15 protein-coding genes are annotated in these 18,294 nt (G+C 73.3%); 4 read left to right on the forward strand and 11 right to left on the reverse strand.

Annotation, left to right across the window (positions count from 1 at the left end):
• Positions 1–140 precede the first annotated feature (140 nt).
• From ACIRPK_RS10785 to ACIRPK_RS10805, 5 genes are all read right to left on the reverse strand, one after another.
• Entirely contained in the window at positions 141–2,267 is a 2,127-nt protein-coding gene (locus ACIRPK_RS10785) for a 3-hydroxyacyl-CoA dehydrogenase NAD-binding domain-containing protein (RefSeq protein ID WP_403035984.1), read from the reverse strand.
• A 2-nt stretch (positions 2,268–2,269) separates the two neighbouring features.
• Positions 2,270–3,487, reverse strand: coding sequence for a thiolase family protein (locus ACIRPK_RS10790; protein ID WP_403035987.1), 1,218 nt, complete (start codon positions 3,485–3,487; stop codon positions 2,270–2,272).
• A gap of 254 nt (positions 3,488–3,741) precedes the next feature.
• Positions 3,742–4,992: a ribonuclease D gene (locus ACIRPK_RS10795; RefSeq protein ID WP_403035989.1), complete on the reverse strand. Its 1,251-nt coding sequence runs from the start codon at positions 4,990–4,992 to the stop codon at positions 3,742–3,744.
• A gap of 725 nt (positions 4,993–5,717) precedes the next feature.
• Positions 5,718–6,434, reverse strand: coding sequence for a response regulator transcription factor (locus ACIRPK_RS10800; RefSeq protein ID WP_057229902.1), 717 nt, complete (start codon positions 6,432–6,434; stop codon positions 5,718–5,720).
• 331 nt (positions 6,435–6,765) lie between these two features.
• A complete protein-coding gene (locus tag ACIRPK_RS10805) occupies positions 6,766–7,416 on the reverse strand; it encodes a DUF3000 domain-containing protein (RefSeq protein WP_403035992.1) in 651 nt (216 codons plus the stop codon).
• Between the two features lie 206 nt (positions 7,417–7,622).
• Here ACIRPK_RS10805 and hemE point away from each other — a divergent pair, with 206 nt between their 5' ends.
• Entirely contained in the window at positions 7,623–8,711 is a 1,089-nt protein-coding gene (gene hemE / locus ACIRPK_RS10810) for a uroporphyrinogen decarboxylase (protein WP_403035994.1), read from the forward strand.
• A gap of 55 nt (positions 8,712–8,766) precedes the next feature.
• On the opposite strand, the gene ACIRPK_RS10815 is transcribed toward hemE, so the two are convergent.
• On the reverse strand, positions 8,767–9,789 hold the full coding sequence (locus ACIRPK_RS10815; protein ID WP_403035996.1) for a DUF4349 domain-containing protein: 1,023 nt from the start codon (positions 9,787–9,789) through the stop codon (positions 8,767–8,769).
• Between the two features lie 198 nt (positions 9,790–9,987).
• Complete coding sequence (locus ACIRPK_RS10820; protein ID WP_403035999.1) at positions 9,988–10,611, reverse strand: SDR family oxidoreductase; 624 nt, start codon at positions 10,609–10,611, stop codon at positions 9,988–9,990.
• Between the two features lie 155 nt (positions 10,612–10,766).
• Here ACIRPK_RS10820 and ACIRPK_RS10825 point away from each other — a divergent pair, with 155 nt between their 5' ends.
• Genes ACIRPK_RS10825 through hemQ form a run of 3 tightly spaced genes read left to right on the forward strand, consistent with a single transcriptional unit; the run spans position 10,767 to position 13,499 of the window.
• The gene (locus ACIRPK_RS10825; protein WP_403036002.1) at positions 10,767–11,354 is read left to right on the forward strand and encodes a Uma2 family endonuclease; all 588 of its coding nucleotides are present in this window, start codon (positions 10,767–10,769) and stop codon (positions 11,352–11,354) included.
• Between the two features lie 34 nt (positions 11,355–11,388).
• Positions 11,389–12,789, forward strand: coding sequence for a protoporphyrinogen oxidase (gene hemG, locus ACIRPK_RS10830; RefSeq protein ID WP_403036004.1), 1,401 nt, complete (start codon positions 11,389–11,391; stop codon positions 12,787–12,789).
• Positions 12,786–13,499 (forward strand): hydrogen peroxide-dependent heme synthase, encoded by a 714-nt coding sequence (gene hemQ / locus ACIRPK_RS10835; RefSeq protein WP_403036006.1) that lies wholly within the window; start codon positions 12,786–12,788, stop codon positions 13,497–13,499. Before hemG ends, hemQ begins: the two co-directional genes overlap by 4 nt.
• Positions 13,500–13,554: 55 nt before the next feature.
• On the opposite strand, the gene ACIRPK_RS10840 is transcribed toward hemQ, so the two are convergent.
• From ACIRPK_RS10840 to ACIRPK_RS10855, 4 genes are all read right to left on the reverse strand, one after another.
• Positions 13,555–14,670, reverse strand: a complete 1,116-nt coding sequence (locus ACIRPK_RS10840; protein WP_403036008.1) for a hypothetical protein — start codon at positions 14,668–14,670, stop codon at positions 13,555–13,557.
• 614 nt (positions 14,671–15,284) lie between these two features.
• Positions 15,285–16,082, reverse strand: coding sequence for a TIGR04222 domain-containing membrane protein (locus ACIRPK_RS10845; protein WP_403036010.1), 798 nt, complete (start codon positions 16,080–16,082; stop codon positions 15,285–15,287).
• Positions 16,083–16,174: 92 nt separating this feature from the next.
• Positions 16,175–17,104, reverse strand: coding sequence for a TIGR04222 domain-containing membrane protein (locus ACIRPK_RS10850; RefSeq protein WP_403036012.1), 930 nt, complete (start codon positions 17,102–17,104; stop codon positions 16,175–16,177).
• A gap of 22 nt (positions 17,105–17,126) precedes the next feature.
• Complete coding sequence (locus ACIRPK_RS10855) at positions 17,127–18,158, reverse strand: TIGR04222 domain-containing membrane protein (protein WP_403036015.1); 1,032 nt, start codon at positions 18,156–18,158, stop codon at positions 17,127–17,129.
• Between the last annotated feature and the right edge of the window lie 136 nt (positions 18,159–18,294).

The raw sequence follows: 18,294 nt of genomic DNA on the forward strand, positions 1-18,294 counted from the left end.
CGTGGGTGGGGGGGGGGGCCCCCCGCCCCCCGTGGTGTCCCCGGCTCCACTCCCCGGGGCCCGCGGGGGGGCGGGGGGGGGGGGGCGCCCCCCCCCCGGGGGGGGGGCCGGGCCCCCGGCCCTTCCGGCTGACGGTCCGACTACTCCGGGACGGAGGCCAGGCCGGGAGCCAGGAACTTCTTGCCGTTCACCCGCTCCGAGACGCCCGCCCGGTCCAGGTACGGGGTGATCCCGCCGAGGTGGAAGGGCCAGCCCGCGCCGGTGATCATGCAGAGGTCGATGTCCTGGGCCTCGCCCACGACGCCCTCGGCCAGCATCAGGCCGATCTCCTGGGCCACCGCGTCGAGCGAGCGGTCCAGCACCTGCTGCTCGGTCAGCACGCTGTCGCCGAAGGTCAGCAGCGCCAGCACCTCGGGGTCGAGGACCTGCTGGCCGTCCACCCAGACGTAGAAGCCGCGCTTGCCGGCCTTGACCACCTTGCCGAGGTTCTCGGAGACGCCGAAGCGCTCCGGGAAGGCCCGGTTCAGGGTCTCCGAGACGTGCTGCGCGATGGCCGGGCCGACCAGTTCGAGCAGGACGATCGGGGACATCGGCAGGCCGAGCGGCAGCACGCCCTTCTCGACCGTCTCGATCGGGGTGCCCTCGTCGATGATCGCCTGGATCTCGCCCATGAAGCGGGTCAGGATCCGGTTGACCACGAACGCCGGGGCGTCCTTGACCAGCACGGCGGTCTTCTTGAGCTTCTTGGCCACGCCGAAGGCGGTGGCCAGCGAGGCGTCGTCGGTCTGCTCGCCGCGGACGATCTCCAGCAGCGGCAGGATGGCGACCGGGTTGAAGAAGTGGAAGCCGACGACCCGCTCGGGGTGCTGGAGCTTCGAGGCCATCTCGGTGACCGAGAGGGAGGAGGTGTTGGTCGCCAGCACGCAGGTCGGCGAGACCACGGCCTCCAGGTCCGCGAAGACGGTCTGCTTGACGCCCATCTCCTCGAACACCGCCTCGATCACGAAGTCGGCGTCGCCGAAGGCCGCGGCCTTGTCCAGCGAGCCGGTGACCAGGGCCTTCAGGCGGTTGGCGTTGTCCGGGTTGACCCGGCCCTTGGCCAGCAGCTTGTCGATCTCGGCGTGCACGTAGCCGACGCCCTTGTCGATCCGCTCCTGGTCGATGTCGGTGAGCACCACCGGCACCTGGAGCCGACGGGCGAACAGCAGCGCCAGCTGGGAGGCCATCAGGCCGGCACCCACGACGCCGACCTTGGTGACCGGACGGGCCAGCGCCTTGTCCGGCGCACCGAACGGACGCTTGGCCCGGCGCTGCACCAGGTTGAAGGCGTACAGGCCCGCGCGCAGCTCGCCGGTCATGATCAGGTCGGCCAGCGCCACGTCCTCGGCGTCGAAGCCCGCCTGGAGGTCCTGGTCCTTGACCTGCTCGATGATGTCGAGCGCCTTGTACGCGGCCGGAGCGGCCCCGTGCACCTTGGCGTCGGCGACCAACCGGCCCCAGGCGACGGCGTCGTCCCAGGCCTTGCCCCGGTCGATCTCCTCGCGCTCCACCACGGTCGCGCCGGTGAGCACCTTGGCGGCCCACAGGATCGACTGCTCCAGGAAGTCGGCCGGCTCGAAGATCGCGTCGGCGATCCCCAGGTCGAACACCTCCTGGCCCTTGAGCTGCTTGTTCTGGCTCATCGAGTTCTCGATGATGACCTTGATCGCCTTCGAGGGGCCGATCAGGTTCGGCAGCAGGGTGCAGCCGCCCCAGCCGGGGACCAGGCCGAGGAAGACCTCGGGCAGCGAGAAGGCCGGGACACCGGAACTGACGGTGCGGTAGCTCGCGTGCAGGCCGACCTCGACGCCGCCGCCCATCGCCGCGCCGTTGTAGAAGGCGAAGGTCGGGACGGGCAGCGCGGCGATCCGCTTGAAGACGTCGTGGCCGCCCTTGCCGATGGCCAGCGCGTCGCTGTGCTCCTTGAGCACCTCGACGCCCTTGAGGTCGGCGCCGACCGCGAAGATGAACGGCTTGCCGGTGATCGCGGCGGCGACGATGTCACCGGCGGCGGCCTCGGCCTCGACCTGGTCCAGCGCCTCGGACAGCTTGGCCAGCGAACCCGGGCCGAAGGTGGTCGGCTTGGTGTGGTCGAAGCCGTTGTCCAGGGTGATCAGCGCCAGCCGGCCGGCGCCGAGCGGCAGGTCCAGATGACGGACGTGCGCGGTGGTGACCACCTCGCCCGGGAACAGCTCGGCCGCGCGCTTCAGCAGCTCAGTGGTGCTCATGGTCACTTACCACCCTCGAAGTGCGGGTTCTCCCAGATGACGGTCGCGCCCATGCCGAAGCCGACGCACATGGTGGTCAGGCCGTAGCGGACGTCCGTGCGCTGCTCGAAGCTGCGGGCCAGCTGGTTCATCAGGCGCACGCCCGAGGAGGCCAGCGGGTGGCCGAAGGCGATCGCGCCACCGTACGGGTTGACCCGCGGGTCGTCGTCGGCGATGCCGTAGTGGTCGAGGAACGCGAGCACCTGGACCGCGAACGCCTCATTGACCTCGAAGGCCTGGATGTCGTCGATCGTCAGACCGGCCTTGGCCAGCGCCTTCTCGGTCGCCGGCACCGGGCCGATGCCCATCACCTCGGGCTCGACACCCGCGAAGGCGTAACTGACCAGACGCATCTTGACCGGGAGACCGAGCTCCACGGCGACGTCCTCGGCGGCGAGCAGCGAGGCGGTCGCACCGTCGTTCAGACCGGCCGAGTTGCCCGCGGTGATGTTGCCGTGCGGGCGGAACGGGGTCTTCAGACCGGCCAGCGACTCCATCGAGGTGCCCGGGCGCATCGGCTCGTCCGAGGTGGCCAGGCCCCAGCCGGTCTCGCCGGCCTCGGGGTTGGTGTTGCGGATCGTGATCGGCACCAGGTCCGGCTGGATGTCGCCGTTGGCGTACGCCTTGGCGGCCTTCTCCTGCGAGCGGACCGCGTACGCGTCGCAGCGCTCCTTGGTGATGTGCGGGAACCGGTCGTGCAGGTTCTCCGCGGTCATCCCCATGAACAGGGCGGACTCGTCGACCAGCTTCTCCGAGACGAAGCGCGGGTTCGGGTCCACGCCCTCGCCCATCGGGTGCCGGCCCATGTGCTCGACGCCACCGGCGACCACGACGTCGTACGCGCCGAAGGCGATGCCGCCCGCGGTCGCGGTGACGGCGGTCAGCGCACCGGCACACATCCGGTCGATGGAGTAGCCGGGGACGGACTTCGGCAGACCGGCCAGCAGGGCGGCGGTCCGGCCGATCGTCAGGCCCTGGTCGCCGATCTGGGTCGTGGCCGCGATGGCGACCTCGTCGATCCGGTCGGTCGGCAGGCTCGGGTTGCGGCGCACCAGTTCACGGATGCACTTGACGACCAGGTCGTCGGCGCGGGTCTCGTGGTAGATGCCCTTCGGGCCGGCCTTGCCGAACGGGGTGCGGACGCCGTCAACGAAGACGACGTCCCTCGAGGTACGAGGCACGGGGGCTCTCCTCCCAGGGGACATGACGTTGGGTGGCAGACCACGTCCCATGACGGAGCGGCTCTGCTTCACCGCCATGCTACCCGCCGGTAACTACCTTGCCCAGACTCGCCACCCCATGTGTCCCAGGGCACATGATGCGGAAGACAGGGGCTCGGGGAGACGGCGACGCCGAGCTCGGCAGGGTCACGTGACCCGCTTCCCTCCGGGGACGCTCCCGAGCTCGGCGTCGCCGTCTCCCCGAGCCCCTGGTCTCAGGTGGTTTCGACCGAGGGGACCTTCGCGTTGACGAAGGCGTCCGCGATCACCGGGGCGACCAGGTCGACCTGCCACTGGCGGGCGCCGAGCTTGCGCAGGGCGGCTCCGACCGACTCGGCGTCGGGCTCGGCCGGCGGCTCCCAGGAGACCCGGCGGACCAGGTCGGGGGTGATCAGGTTCTCGGCCGGCACGTTGTGCTGCTCGGCGAGCTCGGAGACGGCCGCCCGCGCGCCGGAGAGCCGGGCCGCCGCGATCGGGTCCTTCTCGGCCCAGGCGCGCGGCGGCGGCGGACCCTCGTGCGGCGCGGTGGACGGCGGCAGCTCGGCCTCCGGGATCTCCCGGGCCCGCTGCAACGCGGCCATCCACTGGTCGAGCTGACGGCGGTTCACCCGGGGCCCGAAGCCCTGGACGGCCTGCAGCGCGGGGACGTTCAACGGCATCGCCAGCGCGGCGTTCACGATCGCCACGTCGGAGAGCACCCGCCCGGGCGAGACGTCCCGCTCGCGGGCGATCCGGTCCCGGGCCAGCCAGAGCTCGCGGACCGCGGCCAGCTGCCGGCGGCGGCGGACCTTGTGCAGCTGGGAGGTCCGGCGCCACGGGTCGGTCCTGGGCGCGGGCTTGGGTGCCGCGACGATCGACGCGAACTCCTCCTTCGCCCAGCCGAGCTTGCCCTGGGCGTCCAGCTCCTGCTCGAGTGCGTCGCGCAGCTCGACCAGCACCTCGACGTCCAGGGCCGCGTAGCGCAGCCACGGCTCGGGCAGCGGGCGGGTGGACCAGTCCACCGCGGAGTGCTCCTTGGCCAGCGAGAGGCCGAGCACGTTCTCGGTCATCGGGCCCAGGCCGACCCGGGGGAAGCCCGCGATCCGCCCGGCCAGCTCGGTGTCGAACAGCTCCCGGGGCTTCATCCCCACCTCGGCCAGGCAGGGCAGGTCCTGCGACGCGGCGTGCACCACCCACTCGGCGTCGGCCAGTGCCTCGCCGAGCTCGGAGAGGTCCGGGCACGCGATCGGGTCGATCAGGGCGGTGCCCGCACCGGCCCTTCGGAGCTGGATGAGATAGGCCCGCTGGCCGTAGCGGTAGCCGGAGGCCCGCTCGGCGTCGACAGCGACCGGGCCGCTGCCCGCCGCGAAGGCGGCGATGGTCGCGGCGAGCGCGGTCTCGTCCACCACGACGGGCGGGAGCCCCTCCCTCGGTTCGAGGAGCGGGACCGGGGCTGTCTCTTCTGGAATGGCTACGGCGTCGGTCACCCACCAAGGGTACGACGGTACCCGCACACCGGAAGGTCCGCGGACTGGTCAGCACCGCTCCCGACATATGCCACCCCTGGCCGGGCACCTCTACTCGGGCTCCGCCAGGCACCATCAGGGGCTCGGGGCTGTGCTGTTGTGCGGCTCCGCCGCGTGGGCGAGGCCGACTTTTTGCAGGTGCTCAGCCCGCTACGGAGCCAGGGGCTCGGGGCTGTGCTGTTGTGCAGCTCCGCCGCGTGGGCGACGCCGGCTTTTTGGCAGGTGGTCAGCCCGCTGCGGAGTCCGGGGCTCGGGGCTGTGCTGTTGTGCGGCTCCGCCGCGTGGGCGACGCCGACTTTTTGCAGGTGCTCAGCCAGCTACGGTCCAGGGGCTCGGGGAACTGCGACGCCGGCCTCGGTAAAGGTGATCGTCGCGTGGGTGGTCAGGGACTTTCGCAGTGACCCGAACGCCAGATCTCCTCGCAGTTCCCCGAGCCCCTGGGTAGTCGACCGCTGAGCGCCTGCCAAAAGTGCAGCCCCGAGCCCCTGGGGAGTGCAACCGGACGCCCTGCCAATGGCGCAGTCCCGAGCCTCTGGGTAGTGCGACTGAACGCCCTGCCGAAAGTGCAGCCCCGGGCCCCTGAGCGGGTGCGAAAGGCAGGGGCCCGGAGGAAACGTTCCTCCGGGCCGCCACCTGCGGTGCTTCCGGGCCGTGGATCGGCTGACGGAGTGTCGGCTGACCAGGGATCAGTGGATGATGCCGGTCCGCAGCGCGACCGCCACCATGCCGGCCCGGTCGCCGGTGCCCAGCTTGCGGGCGATCCGGGCCAGGTGGCTCTTCACGGTGAGTGCGGAGAGGCCCATGGCCACGCCGATGGCCTTGTTGGACTGGCCCTCGGCCACCAGGCGGAGCACCTCGACCTCGCGGCCGGAGAGCTCCCGGTAGGTGGTGGGCTGGACGCCCGGGGCCCCGGGGGCACCGGGAGCGCCCGGAGCACCGGCCGCACCGGGCATCCCCGGCATGCCGGGACGCCGCATCCGGCCGGCCAGGCCACCGGCGCCGATCGGCAGACCGGGGCGGCCGGGCATGGCCACGTTGGTCCGGGTGCCGGTGACCACGTAGCCCTTGACGCCGCCGGCCAGTGCACTGCGCACCGCGCCGATGTCGTCGGCGGCCGACAGGGCCAGGCCGTTGGGCCAGCCCGCGGCCCGGGTCTCGGCCAGGATGGTCAGGCCGGAGCCGTCCGGGAGGTGGACGTCGGCGACGCAGATGTCACGCGGGGTCGAGACCCGGGGGCGGGCCTCGGCGATGGAGGAGACCTCGATGACGTCCCGGACACCGAGCGCCCAGAGGTGCCGGGTGACGGTGTTTCGGACGCGGGGATCAGCGATGACCACCATGGCGGTGGGCTTCGTCGGACGGTAGGCGACCACGCTTGCGGGGTGTTCGAGAAGGACCGACACCGTGCCTCCTGGGGGAGTGGCGGACGGAACCCCGATGGGGGCGGTCGGAGCGTTCCGCGTTTGGAAAGGGTCACAGACACCTTCGGCATCATCAGTGCCCGGCTTTAGCGAATGATCACGATCTGGTGAGTAACAATACGGACAAATCGCGCAGGTGACTGATACGACATGCCCTGGAATCGAACGAAATCGGTCGCGTTCGGAGTCGGAACGACCAGCTCCTGCCGATCAATTGACAGTGCGGGCAGTGCAGGTCACGCCCTGTCAGTCCTGGGGGTGGTGTTCGGCCCGCTCGCGGACGAAACACTCCTGGAGGGGAGAGCGCGAGGTGTCAGTGGGAGCGCGGACGGCGCCGCGCGGGCATCGGGACCACTCCGCCGAGTGACGGCGCGTCGGCCAGCGAGAGCGGTGCCGGCGTGGTCGGCGGCAGTCCGGCGCAGACGCAGAGCAGGTCGGCCCAGGCGGCCAGGTGCCGGTCGAACCGGCCGTCGGCGGGGGTCCAGGAGGCCCGGATCTCGATCTCGGTGGACGGCTCCCGGTCGCCGAGGCCGCCGAAGTACTGCGAGGCGCACCTGGTCACGGTGCCGCTCGGCTCGGCGTACCCGGCGCCGTGCGCGCCCAGCGCGTCGGTCAGCCAGGCCCAGCCGACGTCCGAGAGCATCGGGTCGCCCGCCATCTCCGGCTCCAGCTCGGCCCGGGTCATCGAGACCAGCCGGAACTCGCCGTTCCAGGCGTCCTGCCCGGCCGGGTCGTAGAGCAGCACCAGCCGGCCGTCGGCCAGCTCCTCGCCGTCCACCTCGACCGTCGCGGTGAGCGCGTACGTGAAGGGGGCCATCCGCCGGGGTGCCGGAGCGGGGGAGAGCTCGATCTCGGGACGCAGCCGCGCCCCCGCCAGCGCCTCGACCGCATCGCGGAACTCGATCGGCGCCGACTCCTTGCCTGTTCCGCCACCTTGTGCGGGGTGCCCGCCGACCGCTGCCATGACCGAGAGCCTAGGTCGGCCGGGCCCGCAATCCGAGTGATTTCGGCCGGTGTGGCGTGACGGTTGTCCGATCGTGCCTTGGACCGCCCGGTAGTTGGGGCCGGCGAAGGGGGTCGAGGACGGCTCCGCCGGTGCCCGTCCGGTCCTGGAGGAACCCACGAGCGGTTGGTGACGGCCGGGCCGGGGGCGCGTGCGAAGATTTGGGCGTGAGTGAGACAACCGCAGCCCAGTCCGGTCAGCAGCCCGCCGCGCGCCGTGGCGCCGCGCACGACTCCGCGTTCCTGCGCGCCGCCCGCCGGGAGCCGGTGCCGCACACCCCGGTCTGGTTCATGCGCCAGGCCGGCCGCTCCCTCCCCGAGTACCTCAAGGTGCGCGAGGGCATCCCGATGCTCGACTCCTGCATGCGGCCCGAGCTGGTCAAGGAGATCACCCTGCAGCCGGTCCGCCGGCACAAGGTGGACGCCGCGATCTTCTTCAGCGACATCGTGGTGCCGCTCAAGGCGGTCGGCATCGACGTGGACATCAAGCCCGGCGTCGGCCCGGTGATCGCGGACCCGATCCGCAGCTTCGCGGACCTGGAGCGGCTGCGACCGCTGGAGCCGTCCGACATGCCGTACATCACCGAGGCGGTCGGCCTGCTGGTGGACGAGCTCGGCTCGACCCCGCTGATCGGCTTCGCCGGGGCCCCGTTCACGCTGGCCAGCTACCTGGTCGAGGGCGGCCCGTCGAAGAGCCACGAGAAGACCAAGGCGATGATGTACGGCGCCCCCGAGCTGTGGGCCGCGCTGGTCGACCGGCTCGCCGACATCACCTCGATGTTCCTGAAGATCCAGATCGAGGCGGGTGCCTCGGCGGTCCAGCTGTTCGACTCCTGGGTCGGCGCGCTCGCCCCGGCGGACTACCGCCGCTCGGTGATGCCCGCCAGCACCAAGGTGTTCGACGCGGTCGCCGGGTACGGCGTGCCCCGGATCCACTTCGGGGTCGGCACCGGTGAGCTGCTCGGCCTGCTCGGCGAGGCGGGCGCGGACGTGGTCGGCGTGGACTGGCGGGTGCCGCTGGACGTGGCCGCCGAGCGGGTCGGCCCCGGCAGGGCGCTGCAGGGCAACCTCGACCCGGCGGTGCTGTACGCGCCGACCGAGGTGGTGGAGGCCAAGGCCCGCGAGGTGCTGGACGCCGCCGCCGCAGTGGGCGACACCGGCCACATCTTCAACCTCGGCCACGGCGTGATGCCGAGCATGGACCCGGACGCGCTGAGCCGGCTGGTCGACTTCGTGCACCGCAGCTCCGCCCGCTGAGCCACCGGCCCGGCCGACGGTCCGTCACCTCGACGGACCGTCGGTCGGGCCGCGCTCACTCCGCCGGGTCCCGGTCCGGCCGCTCCGGGACGACCGGCGCCTCGGCCGCGGGTGCGGCCGACGAGGCCGGCCCGGCCTGGCTGCGGCGGCGCAGCCACCAGAGCAGTGCCCCGACCGGCCCCAGCACCAGCAGGAACGGCGCGACCGCCGCGACCGCCATCAGCAGGCCGCGGACGACCGCCACCAGCACGTGCCAGCCACCGCTCAGCGCGCCGCCGACCGACGCCCAGAAGCCGTCCTTCCGCTCCGCCGCCTTCGGCGCCGGGCCGGACTCGGCGAACACCTGGAGCGTGATGGTGGACAGCGAGGTCCGGGCCGTGAGCCCCTGCCGACGCTGCTGCAACGACTCCAACTCGGCCTCGCGGCGGCTCAGTTCGCTCTCCAGCGAGACCACCTCGGTCAGCGTTTTGGCCTCCGCCATCAGCTTCCGGACCCGGTCCACGCTGGCCTGCTGGGTCTTCAGTCGGCTCTCCACGTCGGCCACCTGCTCGGTCAGGTCGTCCGCCTGGCTGCTCCGGGAGAGCACCTCGCCCATCCCGGCCAGCCGGTCCAGGCTCTGCTGGTAGGTCGCCGAGGGCACCTTGAGGGTCAGCCGGGCGTCGGTCGTCGCACCGTCCCCGCCCTTGCCGCCGAGCTGCTCGCCCGCGACGTAGCCACCGGCCGCCGTGGCCAGGTCCCGGGCCTCTCCCAGCGTCCTGGCCACCTCCTTGCTGCGCAGCGTGAGCTGGGCGGTGTACGCGATCAGCCGCGGCGCCACCGGGGCCTCGGTGGCCCCCGCCGGGGCGGCGGAAGCCGCGGCCGCCCCCGACTTGGCGTCGCCCGCGGTGGCGGGCGCCCCCGCGGCCGGTGCCGCGCCCTCGGCCATCTTCTGGGTCTGCGCCTGCGGCGCGGCGGCCGCGTCCGAGGAGTTCCGGCTGCCCCCGTCCGCCCCGCACCCACTGAGCAGGACCGTCACGGCGGTGGCCGCCCCCGCCACCGCCAGCCCGGCCCGCCGTCTTCCGTACCCCGTGCCCGCCATGGTCCGAATCCCTCCCTGGAACGACTCCGTCCCGCCTTGGACGCGGCCCGCCCCGACCGGGATCCGCCCCGGCGATCGCAAGTCGGTCACGGCCCGGTCGCGTTGCGGTCAGGCATCGGCGAGCCGTGTCCGCTCAGCGGGCCACCTCGGCCGCCAGGCACTCCTCCCAGCTCCGCACCCCGTCCGCGTTCGGTGTGGTCAGCGCGCGGCTGCGGAAGCCGGCCCCGGCCCGTCCCGCACCCGGACGGCCGGCACCCGCCGCCGCTTCCCGGCCGCCGCCAGCCAGCTCCCGGCCAGCCGCTCGGCCGGGTACACCGTCGGCCCGCCCAGTTCGGGCGCCTGTCCGACCGGCGCCCCCTGCGCCAACTCGGCCAGCCGCTCGGCCACTTCGCGCTGGTCCACCGGCTGGCAGACCGTGCCGCTCGGCACCAGCAGCAGCCCCGGCAGCCTGGACGGCACCCCGAACGCGGAGTCCAGCAGGGTCGGGAACTGGGTGGCCCGCAGATTGCTCCAGCCGATCCCGGAGTCCGCGAGCAGCCGCTCACCGGCGAGCTTGATCCGGTAGTAGAAGTACGGGATCCGGTCCACCCCGACGATCGAGATGTTCACGACGTGGCCCACCCCGGCGGTCCGGGCCGCCGCGAGCAGCCGCTCGATGCCCGGCAGGTCGTTCTTCGGGTGCCGGATGTCGGTCGCGCAGTGGATCACCGCCCGCACCCCGGCGAACGCCGTCGCCAGCCCGTCCCCGCTCAGCAGGTCCCCCCGCACCCACTCCAAGCCCTCACCCACCGGCAGCTCCGCCCGCCGGGTCAGCGCCCGCACCGGCATCCCCCCGCCCGCGCCCGTGCCACCACCTCCCGCCCCAGCACCCCGGTCGCCCCGGTCAGCAGCACCACGTCCGCCATGACAGTCTCCCTCGATCGACACTTCTGCGAGGAGGAAGGGGACAGCCCACGGGTTTGTGACAGGCTTGAGTCATGAGCGTGCTGCCCGACTGGATGTACCCACCGCGTGAAGAGGGTTGGTTCGCGGAGGACCTCGACAGCCTGACCGAGGCGCCTCGGCACACCGAACTGATCGACGGAGCACTGATCTTCATGATGTCTCCCCAGCGCGCCTGGCACAGTCGGGTGGTCTCCGGTCTGACCTTCGAGCTGCAGCTCCAGGCGCCTGACGGGATTGATGTCGAGCGGGAGATGACGATCCGGCTCGATCCGCGCAATCGGCCTGAACCGGACCTGCTGGTGGTCGATGCGGAGTACCGAAGGAGCCGGACCTGGTTCGCGCCCGATGAGGTGTTGCTGGTCGTCGAGGTCGTCTCGCCGGAATCCGAGCACCGGGACCGGACGGTCAAGCATCGGAAGTACGCGGAGGCGGGTATTCCCCACTACTGGCGGATCGAGGAAGAGGGGGACGGGGTGGTGGCGCACGTCTACGAGCTGGACCTGGCCACCGCCACCTACTTCACGGTGGGAATCTTCCGGGGAAAGCTCGAACGGCCCGTCCCTTTCCCGGTCACGCTGGATCTGGACACGCTGGAGCGAAGCCGCCGGCGTCCTGATTGATGGGTTTTGCGGCGGCTCTGCGAGACTGCGGGACATGGCAGAGACGCGGGTCGTGGTGATCGGTGGCGGTATCGCGGGGCTGACCGCGGCGTGGCTGGCGAGCGGGGCGGCGCAGGTCACCTTGCTGGAGGCGAGCGGGCGGTTCGGCGGGAAGCTGTGGGGCGGTGAGGTCGGCGGGGTCCGGGTGGACCTCGGGGCCGAGTCGATGCTCGCGCGGCGTCCTGAGGCGGTGGAGCTGGCCCGGGAGGTCGGGCTGGCGGAGGAGTTGGAGCCGCCGAGTACGGCGAAGGCGGCGATCTGGACCAGAGGGGCGCTGCGGCCGCTGCCGGGCGGGCAGTTGATGGGTGTGCCGGGGGATCTGACGGCGCTGGCGGCGTCCGGGGTGCTCACCGCCGAGGGGGTGGCGCGGGCCGGGCAGGAGGGTGCGGCCGAGGTCGGGGCGGACGTCTCGATCGGGTCGTACGTGGCCGCGAAGCTGGGCCGGGAGGTGGTGGACCGGCTGGTGGAGCCGCTGCTCGGCGGGGTGTACGCGGGGCACGCGGACGAGATCTCGCTGCGCGCGGCCGTCCCGGCGCTGCTGCCGATCGCGCAGCGGGGCGGTTCGCTGGCCGCCGGGGTGCGGGAGCTGATCGCCCGGCCGAGCAACGGCGGACCGGTGTTCCAGGGGCTGCGCGGCGGTCTCGGCACCTTCCCGGAGGCGGTCGCCGCGGCCTGCCGGAAGAACGGGGCCGAGCTGCGTACCGACAGCCCGGTGCAGGAGCTGCGCCGCACGCCCGAGGGCTGGCGGGTCGTCAGCAACGGCGAGGTGCTGCACGCCGACGCGGTGGTGCTGGCGGTGCCGGCCCCGCAGGCGGCGGCGCTGCTGGCGGCCGACGTCCCCGGTGCGGCGGCCGAGTTGACCACGGTGGAGTACGCCGGCATGGCGCTGGTGACGATGGCGTTCCGGCGGGCCGACCTGGACGCGGCGCCGGCCGGCAGCGGCTTCCTGGTGCCGCCGGTGGACGGCCGGCAGATCAAGGCGTCCACCTTCTCCTCCAACAAGTGGGGCTGGCTGGAACGTTCGGCGCCCGACAGCTTCCTGCTCCGCACCTCGCTCGGCCGGCACCGGGAGGAGGCCGCGCTCGGCCGGTCGGACCAGGAGCTGGTGGCCCGCTCGCTGGCCGACCTGGCCGAGGCGGTCGGCCTGCGGGCGAAGCCGTACGACACCGCGGTGACCCGCTGGGCCGGCGGGCTGCCGCAGTACCCGGTCGGGCACCTGGACCGGGTGGCCCGGATCCGGTCGGCGGTGGCGGGGGTCGGCGGCCTGGCGGTGTGCGGGGCCGCGTACGACGGGGTGGGCATCCCGGCCTGTGTGGCCAGTGCCCGGCGCGCCGTCAACGAGGTGTTGACCCCGGGCGCCGGTGCGCCCGTCACGGAAGGGAGAATGGGCGCATGACTGAGTCCACTGAACAGCAGCCCGCGAAGAAGAAGGCCCGCGACCTCAACCAGGTCATCCGCTACACCATGTGGTCGGTGTTCAAGCTCAAGACCGAGCTGCCCGAGGACCGGACCGCGCTGGCCGCCGAGGTCGACGAGCTGTTCGCCCAGCTCGCCGCCAAGGACGTCACGGTGCGCGGCAGCTACGACGTCTCCGGCCTGCGGGCCGACGCGGACCTGATGATCTGGTGGCACGCCGAGGACTCGGACGACCTGCAGGAGGCGTACAACCGCTTCCGCCGCACCGCCCTGGGCCGCCGGCTGGAGCCGGTCTGGTCGAACATGGCGCTGCACCGCCCGGCCGAGTTCAACAAGTCGCACATCCCGGCGTTCCTCGCCGACGAGGAGCCGCGCGAGTACGTCTGCGTGTACCCGTTCGTGCGCTCCTACGAGTGGTACCTGCTGCCGGACGAGGAGCGCCGCGCGATGCTCGCCGAGCACGGCAAGATGGCCCGGGGTTACCCGGACGTGCGGGCCAACACGGTGGCCTCGTTCGCGCTCGGCGACTACGAGTGGCTGCTCGCCTTCGAGGCGGACGAGCTGCACCGGATCGTCGACCTGATGCGCGACCTGCGCCCGTCCCGGGCCCGGCTGCACGTCCGCGAGGAGGTCCCGTTCTACACCGGCCGTCGCAAGCCGATCGCGGACCTGCTCAACGGCCTGGCCTGACCGGTGCGAGCCGGGCCCGGGTGACCGGGCCCGGCTCACGGTGCGTCAGAACGCCTCAGAAGGCCGAGGTGTAGGCGGTCAGGAACGGGGACGCGACCGGCGAGCCGGCGGTGCTGAAGCAGATCGTCGAGAGCTTCACGGTGCCCGCGCTCCGGGTCCACGGCGTGGTGAGCCCGCACCAGCCCGGGCCGGCGCCGTACGCGGTGGCCTGCGCGGTGTCCGGGACGACGGCCACCCCGGGCAGGGTGACGGTGTACGGCGACGAGCCGGCCAGCGTGTTCACCGCACCGCTGGAGTTGAAGTTGGTCGCCGCGGGCACCCCGCCGTTGAACCACAGGTAGCCGAAGGACTTCGGCGGGAACGCCGGTCCGTGCACCGCCCGCTGGAGCGAGTAGCTCAGCGTCCACTGGGTGTCGTACGGGGCGTTGACCGCGTTGAAGCAGGTCACCACCACGGTCTGTCCGGTCGACCCGGGCACCCAGTCGGCCACCTTGCAGCGTGCGCCCTGCACCGGGTCCATCGCGGTGACCTCGATGTTGCCGGCCTGGGTGGACAGCCCGAGGCCGGGCAGCCAGGCCTTCCAGATCCCGGTCGAGCCGTGGCTGACCGAGTTGACCCCGCCGGCCGAGTTGTACTGGGCGAGCACCGCGCCGCTGACCGCCGAGTAGGTGTAGCCGTAGCTGCCACCGGCCGGCGCGGGCACCCCGCTGCTGGTCGTGTAGAGCACGGTGAACAGGCTGTTCACGGGGGCGCCGCCGAGCTTGTGGCAGTTCACCGCGACGTCCTGCCCGGTGCCCGCGGTGGACCAGCCCTTGATCTGGCACCAGTCACCGGTGCGGCCGACCGCGGTCACGTGGGCGATGCCGCCCGGCCCGGCGATCAGCGGGAAGTGCACCACGTACTTGCCGACCGCGAGCTGGTCCACCTTGACCGGGTTGGCGGCGGGGGAGGGCCAACTGCCCCACTGCCTGGTCAGGTCGGGGACGTACCCCGGCGGCGGGGTCGGGTTGTCCAGGAACGCGAAGCCCCAGCGGTCCGGCACGGTGGCCCGGGCCACCCCCGCCGTGGGCAGGGCGGCGGCCAGCAGCGCGGCCAGCATGGCCAAGACGAGCAGGACGGCGCGGACGGGTCTGACGGAGCGTACGGACGGTGCGACGGTGCGGCCGGGCATGGGCGTACTCCCTGGGGTGGTGAGGACGGGTGTGCGGCTCGCGCGGCCTGACGGCGCCTCACATCATAGGAGCGCACATCCGTTCGGCCCAGGCCACCGGCAGGATCCGGTGGGCGGTTGTCGGCCTTTGCGGAACCCGTCCCACCGCCCCTGCGGGGACCCACCGGCCCCTCGGGCACCGCCGCCCGCCCGTCCTCCGTCCCCGCCCGCCCCGGCGCTCGTCCGCCGCCCCTGCACTCCCCGACCCGGGGTGCCGGACGATGGCCGGAACCCAACTTCCGTCTCTGCTCAAGGAACTCGACGGCGCTGGTGCCGCCTCCGTAGCGGCTCAGCCGGCGCAGCCGGGCGCCGTCGAGGTACGAGATGCCGGTCGAGCTGTGGTACCCGTACCGTCGCCTGGCCCGGACCTTGCCGGGGCCCAGGTCCAGCAGGGTCACCCGGGGTGGGCGTCCCGGGTACGTGCGGCGAACCGGGTTCCTGGGGTGTGGGCACGCAGGAGTGGAGTGCCGGCACCGAGTCGCCCGCCGGCCGCAGGCCGAGCAGCTCCCGGTCCGACAGGTCGGCGAGCGGCGGGGCGGTCTCCACGGGGTCCTGTCGGGAGGGGCGGGGGCCGGTCAGTTCCGCAGGGCGGCCCGGAGGCGGGCGTCCGGGAGTGCGGCCGGGCCCACCACGGCGACGGCGGTGAGGAGTTCGCGCTCGGCCGCGTCGGGCAGGCCCGGGGGCGGCTCGTCGGGGGCGCCGGCCTGGTGCGGGAGGCGGGCGGCGGTCAGCAGCTCCTGGCCGGCCGGGGTGGCCCAGCGGGTGTACGGGTGGACGTCCACCCGGGCCATCAGCAGGGTGCCGCTGGTCAGGATGATCGGCAGCGAGAACCAGGCCACCGCCGACCCGGCGTCACCGGTGCCGGGGGCCGCCACGGCCAGCGCGGCGCCGAGCAGGGCCACCGACAGCAGCAGCGCCTGCCGGACCTGACGGACCGCCAGCGAGGTGCTCTCGCGGACCGTCCGGGGGGTGGCCAGCCCGGCCTGGACCAGACGGCCGCCGATCTCCAGCACGATCGGGTGGCTCGCCAGCCGGTCCCGGAGCTCGCCGGTGCGGCACTGGCCCTCGGGGCCGATCGCGGCGATCAGCGCGCGCTCCAGCCGGCTCCGGCCGTGCGGGTCGACCACCGAGGTCCACCCGGTGTGGGCCAGGTGCAGCCGCCCCCGGCCGGTCATCAGCACCAGGGCCAGTTCGACCACCCGGACCGGTCCGCCGGCCAGGTAGGCCGTCTCGTAGAGGCCCACCCCCACCGGCTCCACGGGGTGCGACCGGGCCGGTCCGGCCAGCGAGTCCGCAGTGGCCGCGGCCCGGACCAGCCGCAGGCAGGAGAGTACGGCCGCGAGCAGGGCAGGGACGAGCAGGAGCAACCACATGGCCTTGTTCTAGACCGCTACCTGCGCCGAGGGAAAGGGTTCCCGGACTGCGGTACCGAACTGTGACTGTCCGTCCGGTCCCGGCGGTGGGGTCAGTCGCCGCCCCCGCCGGAACCGCAGCTCGAACCGCAGCCGTCGCCGCCGCCCGCGTACGCCGCCCCGCCGTCGCCGTAGGCCGTCCCGCCGGAGTCCGCCGACCAGTCGGCGGGGTCCTCGGCCAGCGTGCCGTAGAGGACCAGCTCGGCGATGGCCGAGCCGTGCTGCTCCCCGGAGTTCGGTGCCGAACCCAGTGTCGGGGTGCTGGGCCGGGCGGCCCGGAGACGGGCCGCGGACGGCACGGCGGCGGCCCGGTCGGAGCCCGGGCGGGCGGTGCCGGTGCGCAGGTGCTCCAGCTGCTCCCGGCCGGCCCGGGTCAGCCGTCCCCGGCCCGGGGCGGTCCGGTGCCGGTGCAGCAGCCCGGCCGGCAGCAGGACCAGGAAGGCGAGCAGCGGCAGCAGGCCCTCGCCGGGCGCGAGCAGCCGCCGGACCACGGCGGTCACCGCGAGCGCGGCCGCCAGACCGAGCGCGCCGATCAGCAGCCGGTGCGCCCGGCGGGCGGCCCGCAGCCGCCGGGGCTCGTGAAGCAGGCCCCGGTCGGTCAGCCGCCGGTCGATCCGGCCCAGCTGATGGCTGGTCAGCACCGCCCGCCGCAGGGTGGCCGGGTGCGCCCGACCGCTCGGGCCGACCACCCGGATCAGGTCGGCCTCGACCGGGTCGTGCGAGGTGCGGTCGGTCAGGGTGGCCTGGCCGAAGCGGGGGACGATCAGGCGCCCCTCCTGCTCCATCCGGGCCAGCACGGTGTCCGCGACCCGGACCGGCCCGCCGGCCAGGTAGGCCACCTCCAGCAGCGGCAGCCCGTTCTGCGGGGTGCGCTGCCGGTTCCTCGGGTGCTTCAGCCGTCGGTCGGCGACCGCGGCCCAGAGTCCCGTGGCAGCCAACAGGCTGATGGCGGTGACGAGTTCGGCGTACTGCATGTGGATCATCCCCCGATCGGTCGGCCCTGGGTCAGCTGCCGCAGCTGCTTCCACCACAGCTGCTCGACGAGCCGCAGCTGGACGAGCTGGACGAGCCACAGCTGGAGGAGCTCGACGAACCGCAGCTGGACGAGCTGGAGGAACCGCAGCTGCTGGACGAGCCGCAGCCGGAGCCGCCGGAACCACAGCTGGACGAGTCGCCGGAGCTGCCCGGGTCACCCGAGGAGCACCAGGTGGTCGACCCGCTCGAGTCCGAGGAGCCGTTGGAGCCGGTGGTGGAGGCCGCGCGGGCCGCCATGGCCGCCCGCAGCTCCTCGTCCTCCAGGGCGCCCACGCCCTCCAGCGCCAGCGCGCCGACCACCACGGCGCCACCGACCATCGCCAGGTCGTGCGGCTGCCACGGGCGGGCGCCGGTCCGCATCAGCTCCAGCTGCCGCACCCCGGCCGGGGTAATCCGGCTCCGCTCGGGCCGGGTGGCGGCCAGCCAGAACAGGCCGACCAGCAGCAGGCCGAGGAACGGGAAGAACGGTGCGACCTCGGTGCCCTGCTCCAGCAGGGACGTCCCGAACCACTGCACCGCGGCCACCACCCCGAGGGCGAACACCAGGAAGGTGGCGAACCGGAGCAGGTTCCGGGCGGCCATCGCCTTCCGGTACAGCTCGGGGCGCCGCATCAGCCCCCGGGCGGCCAGGCCGTCGCCGATCCGCTGGACGTGCTCACTGCGGCTCACCGTCCGGCGCAGCGAGGACAGTTCGGCCCGGCCTGACCCACCGGCGGCGGCGATCAGCACCGCCTCGACGGCGTCCCGGGCGCTCCGGTCGGTCAGCGTGACCTGACCCGACCGCGAGACGATCAGCCGGCCCTCCTGCTGCATCCGGACCACCACGGTGTCGACCACCCGGGCCGGACCCCCCGACAGGAACGCGGTCTCCAGCAACGGCAGCCCCCGCCCCGGCAGCCCCTGGGGCTGCGGGACGTGGCGCAGACGGCGCAGGGCGCGGGACGCGTTGACGCCCGCCAACAGCACGGCGCCTGCGGCGACGGCGTATTCGGTGTACCACATGGACTTTCCCCCGTGTCTTCGGTTCTCTGCTGCTCAACTTTTGACGGACGCTTCGGACGGCAGGCGCTCGGCCCGCTACGGTCCAGGGGCTCGGGGAACTGCGACGCCGGCCTCGGAACAGGTGATCCGTTCCGGG

Source organism: Kitasatospora sp. NPDC101801 (assembly GCF_044766665.1).
GTDB lineage: Bacteria > Actinomycetota > Actinomycetes > Streptomycetales > Streptomycetaceae > Kitasatospora.

What these genes read in the sequence shown, in the direction of transcription:
- hemQ (WP_403036006.1), top strand. Translation starts at nt 12,786, where the DNA reads ATGACTGAGTCCACTGAACAGCAGCCCGCGAAGAAGAAGGCCCGCGAC.
- ACIRPK_RS10805 (WP_403035992.1), bottom strand. Translation starts at nt 7,416, where the DNA reads ATGGCAGCGGTCGGCGGGCACCCCGCACAAGGTGGCGGAACAGGCAAG.
- ACIRPK_RS10825 (WP_403036002.1), top strand. Translation starts at nt 10,767, where the DNA reads ATGAGCGTGCTGCCCGACTGGATGTACCCACCGCGTGAAGAGGGTTGG.
- ACIRPK_RS10850 (WP_403036012.1), bottom strand. Translation starts at nt 17,104, where the DNA reads ATGATCCACATGCAGTACGCCGAACTCGTCACCGCCATCAGCCTGTTG.
- ACIRPK_RS10785 (WP_403035984.1), bottom strand. Translation starts at nt 2,267, where the DNA reads ATGAGCACCACTGAGCTGCTGAAGCGCGCGGCCGAGCTGTTCCCGGGC.
- ACIRPK_RS10845 (WP_403036010.1), bottom strand. Translation starts at nt 16,082, where the DNA reads ATGTGGTTGCTCCTGCTCGTCCCTGCCCTGCTCGCGGCCGTACTCTCC.
- ACIRPK_RS10815 (WP_403035996.1), bottom strand. Translation starts at nt 9,789, where the DNA reads ATGGCGGGCACGGGGTACGGAAGACGGCGGGCCGGGCTGGCGGTGGCG.
- hemG (WP_403036004.1), top strand. Translation starts at nt 11,389, where the DNA reads ATGGCAGAGACGCGGGTCGTGGTGATCGGTGGCGGTATCGCGGGGCTG.
- ACIRPK_RS10840 (WP_403036008.1), bottom strand. Translation starts at nt 14,670, where the DNA reads ATGCCCGGCCGCACCGTCGCACCGTCCGTACGCTCCGTCAGACCCGTC.
- ACIRPK_RS10855 (WP_403036015.1), bottom strand. Translation starts at nt 18,158, where the DNA reads ATGTGGTACACCGAATACGCCGTCGCCGCAGGCGCCGTGCTGTTGGCG.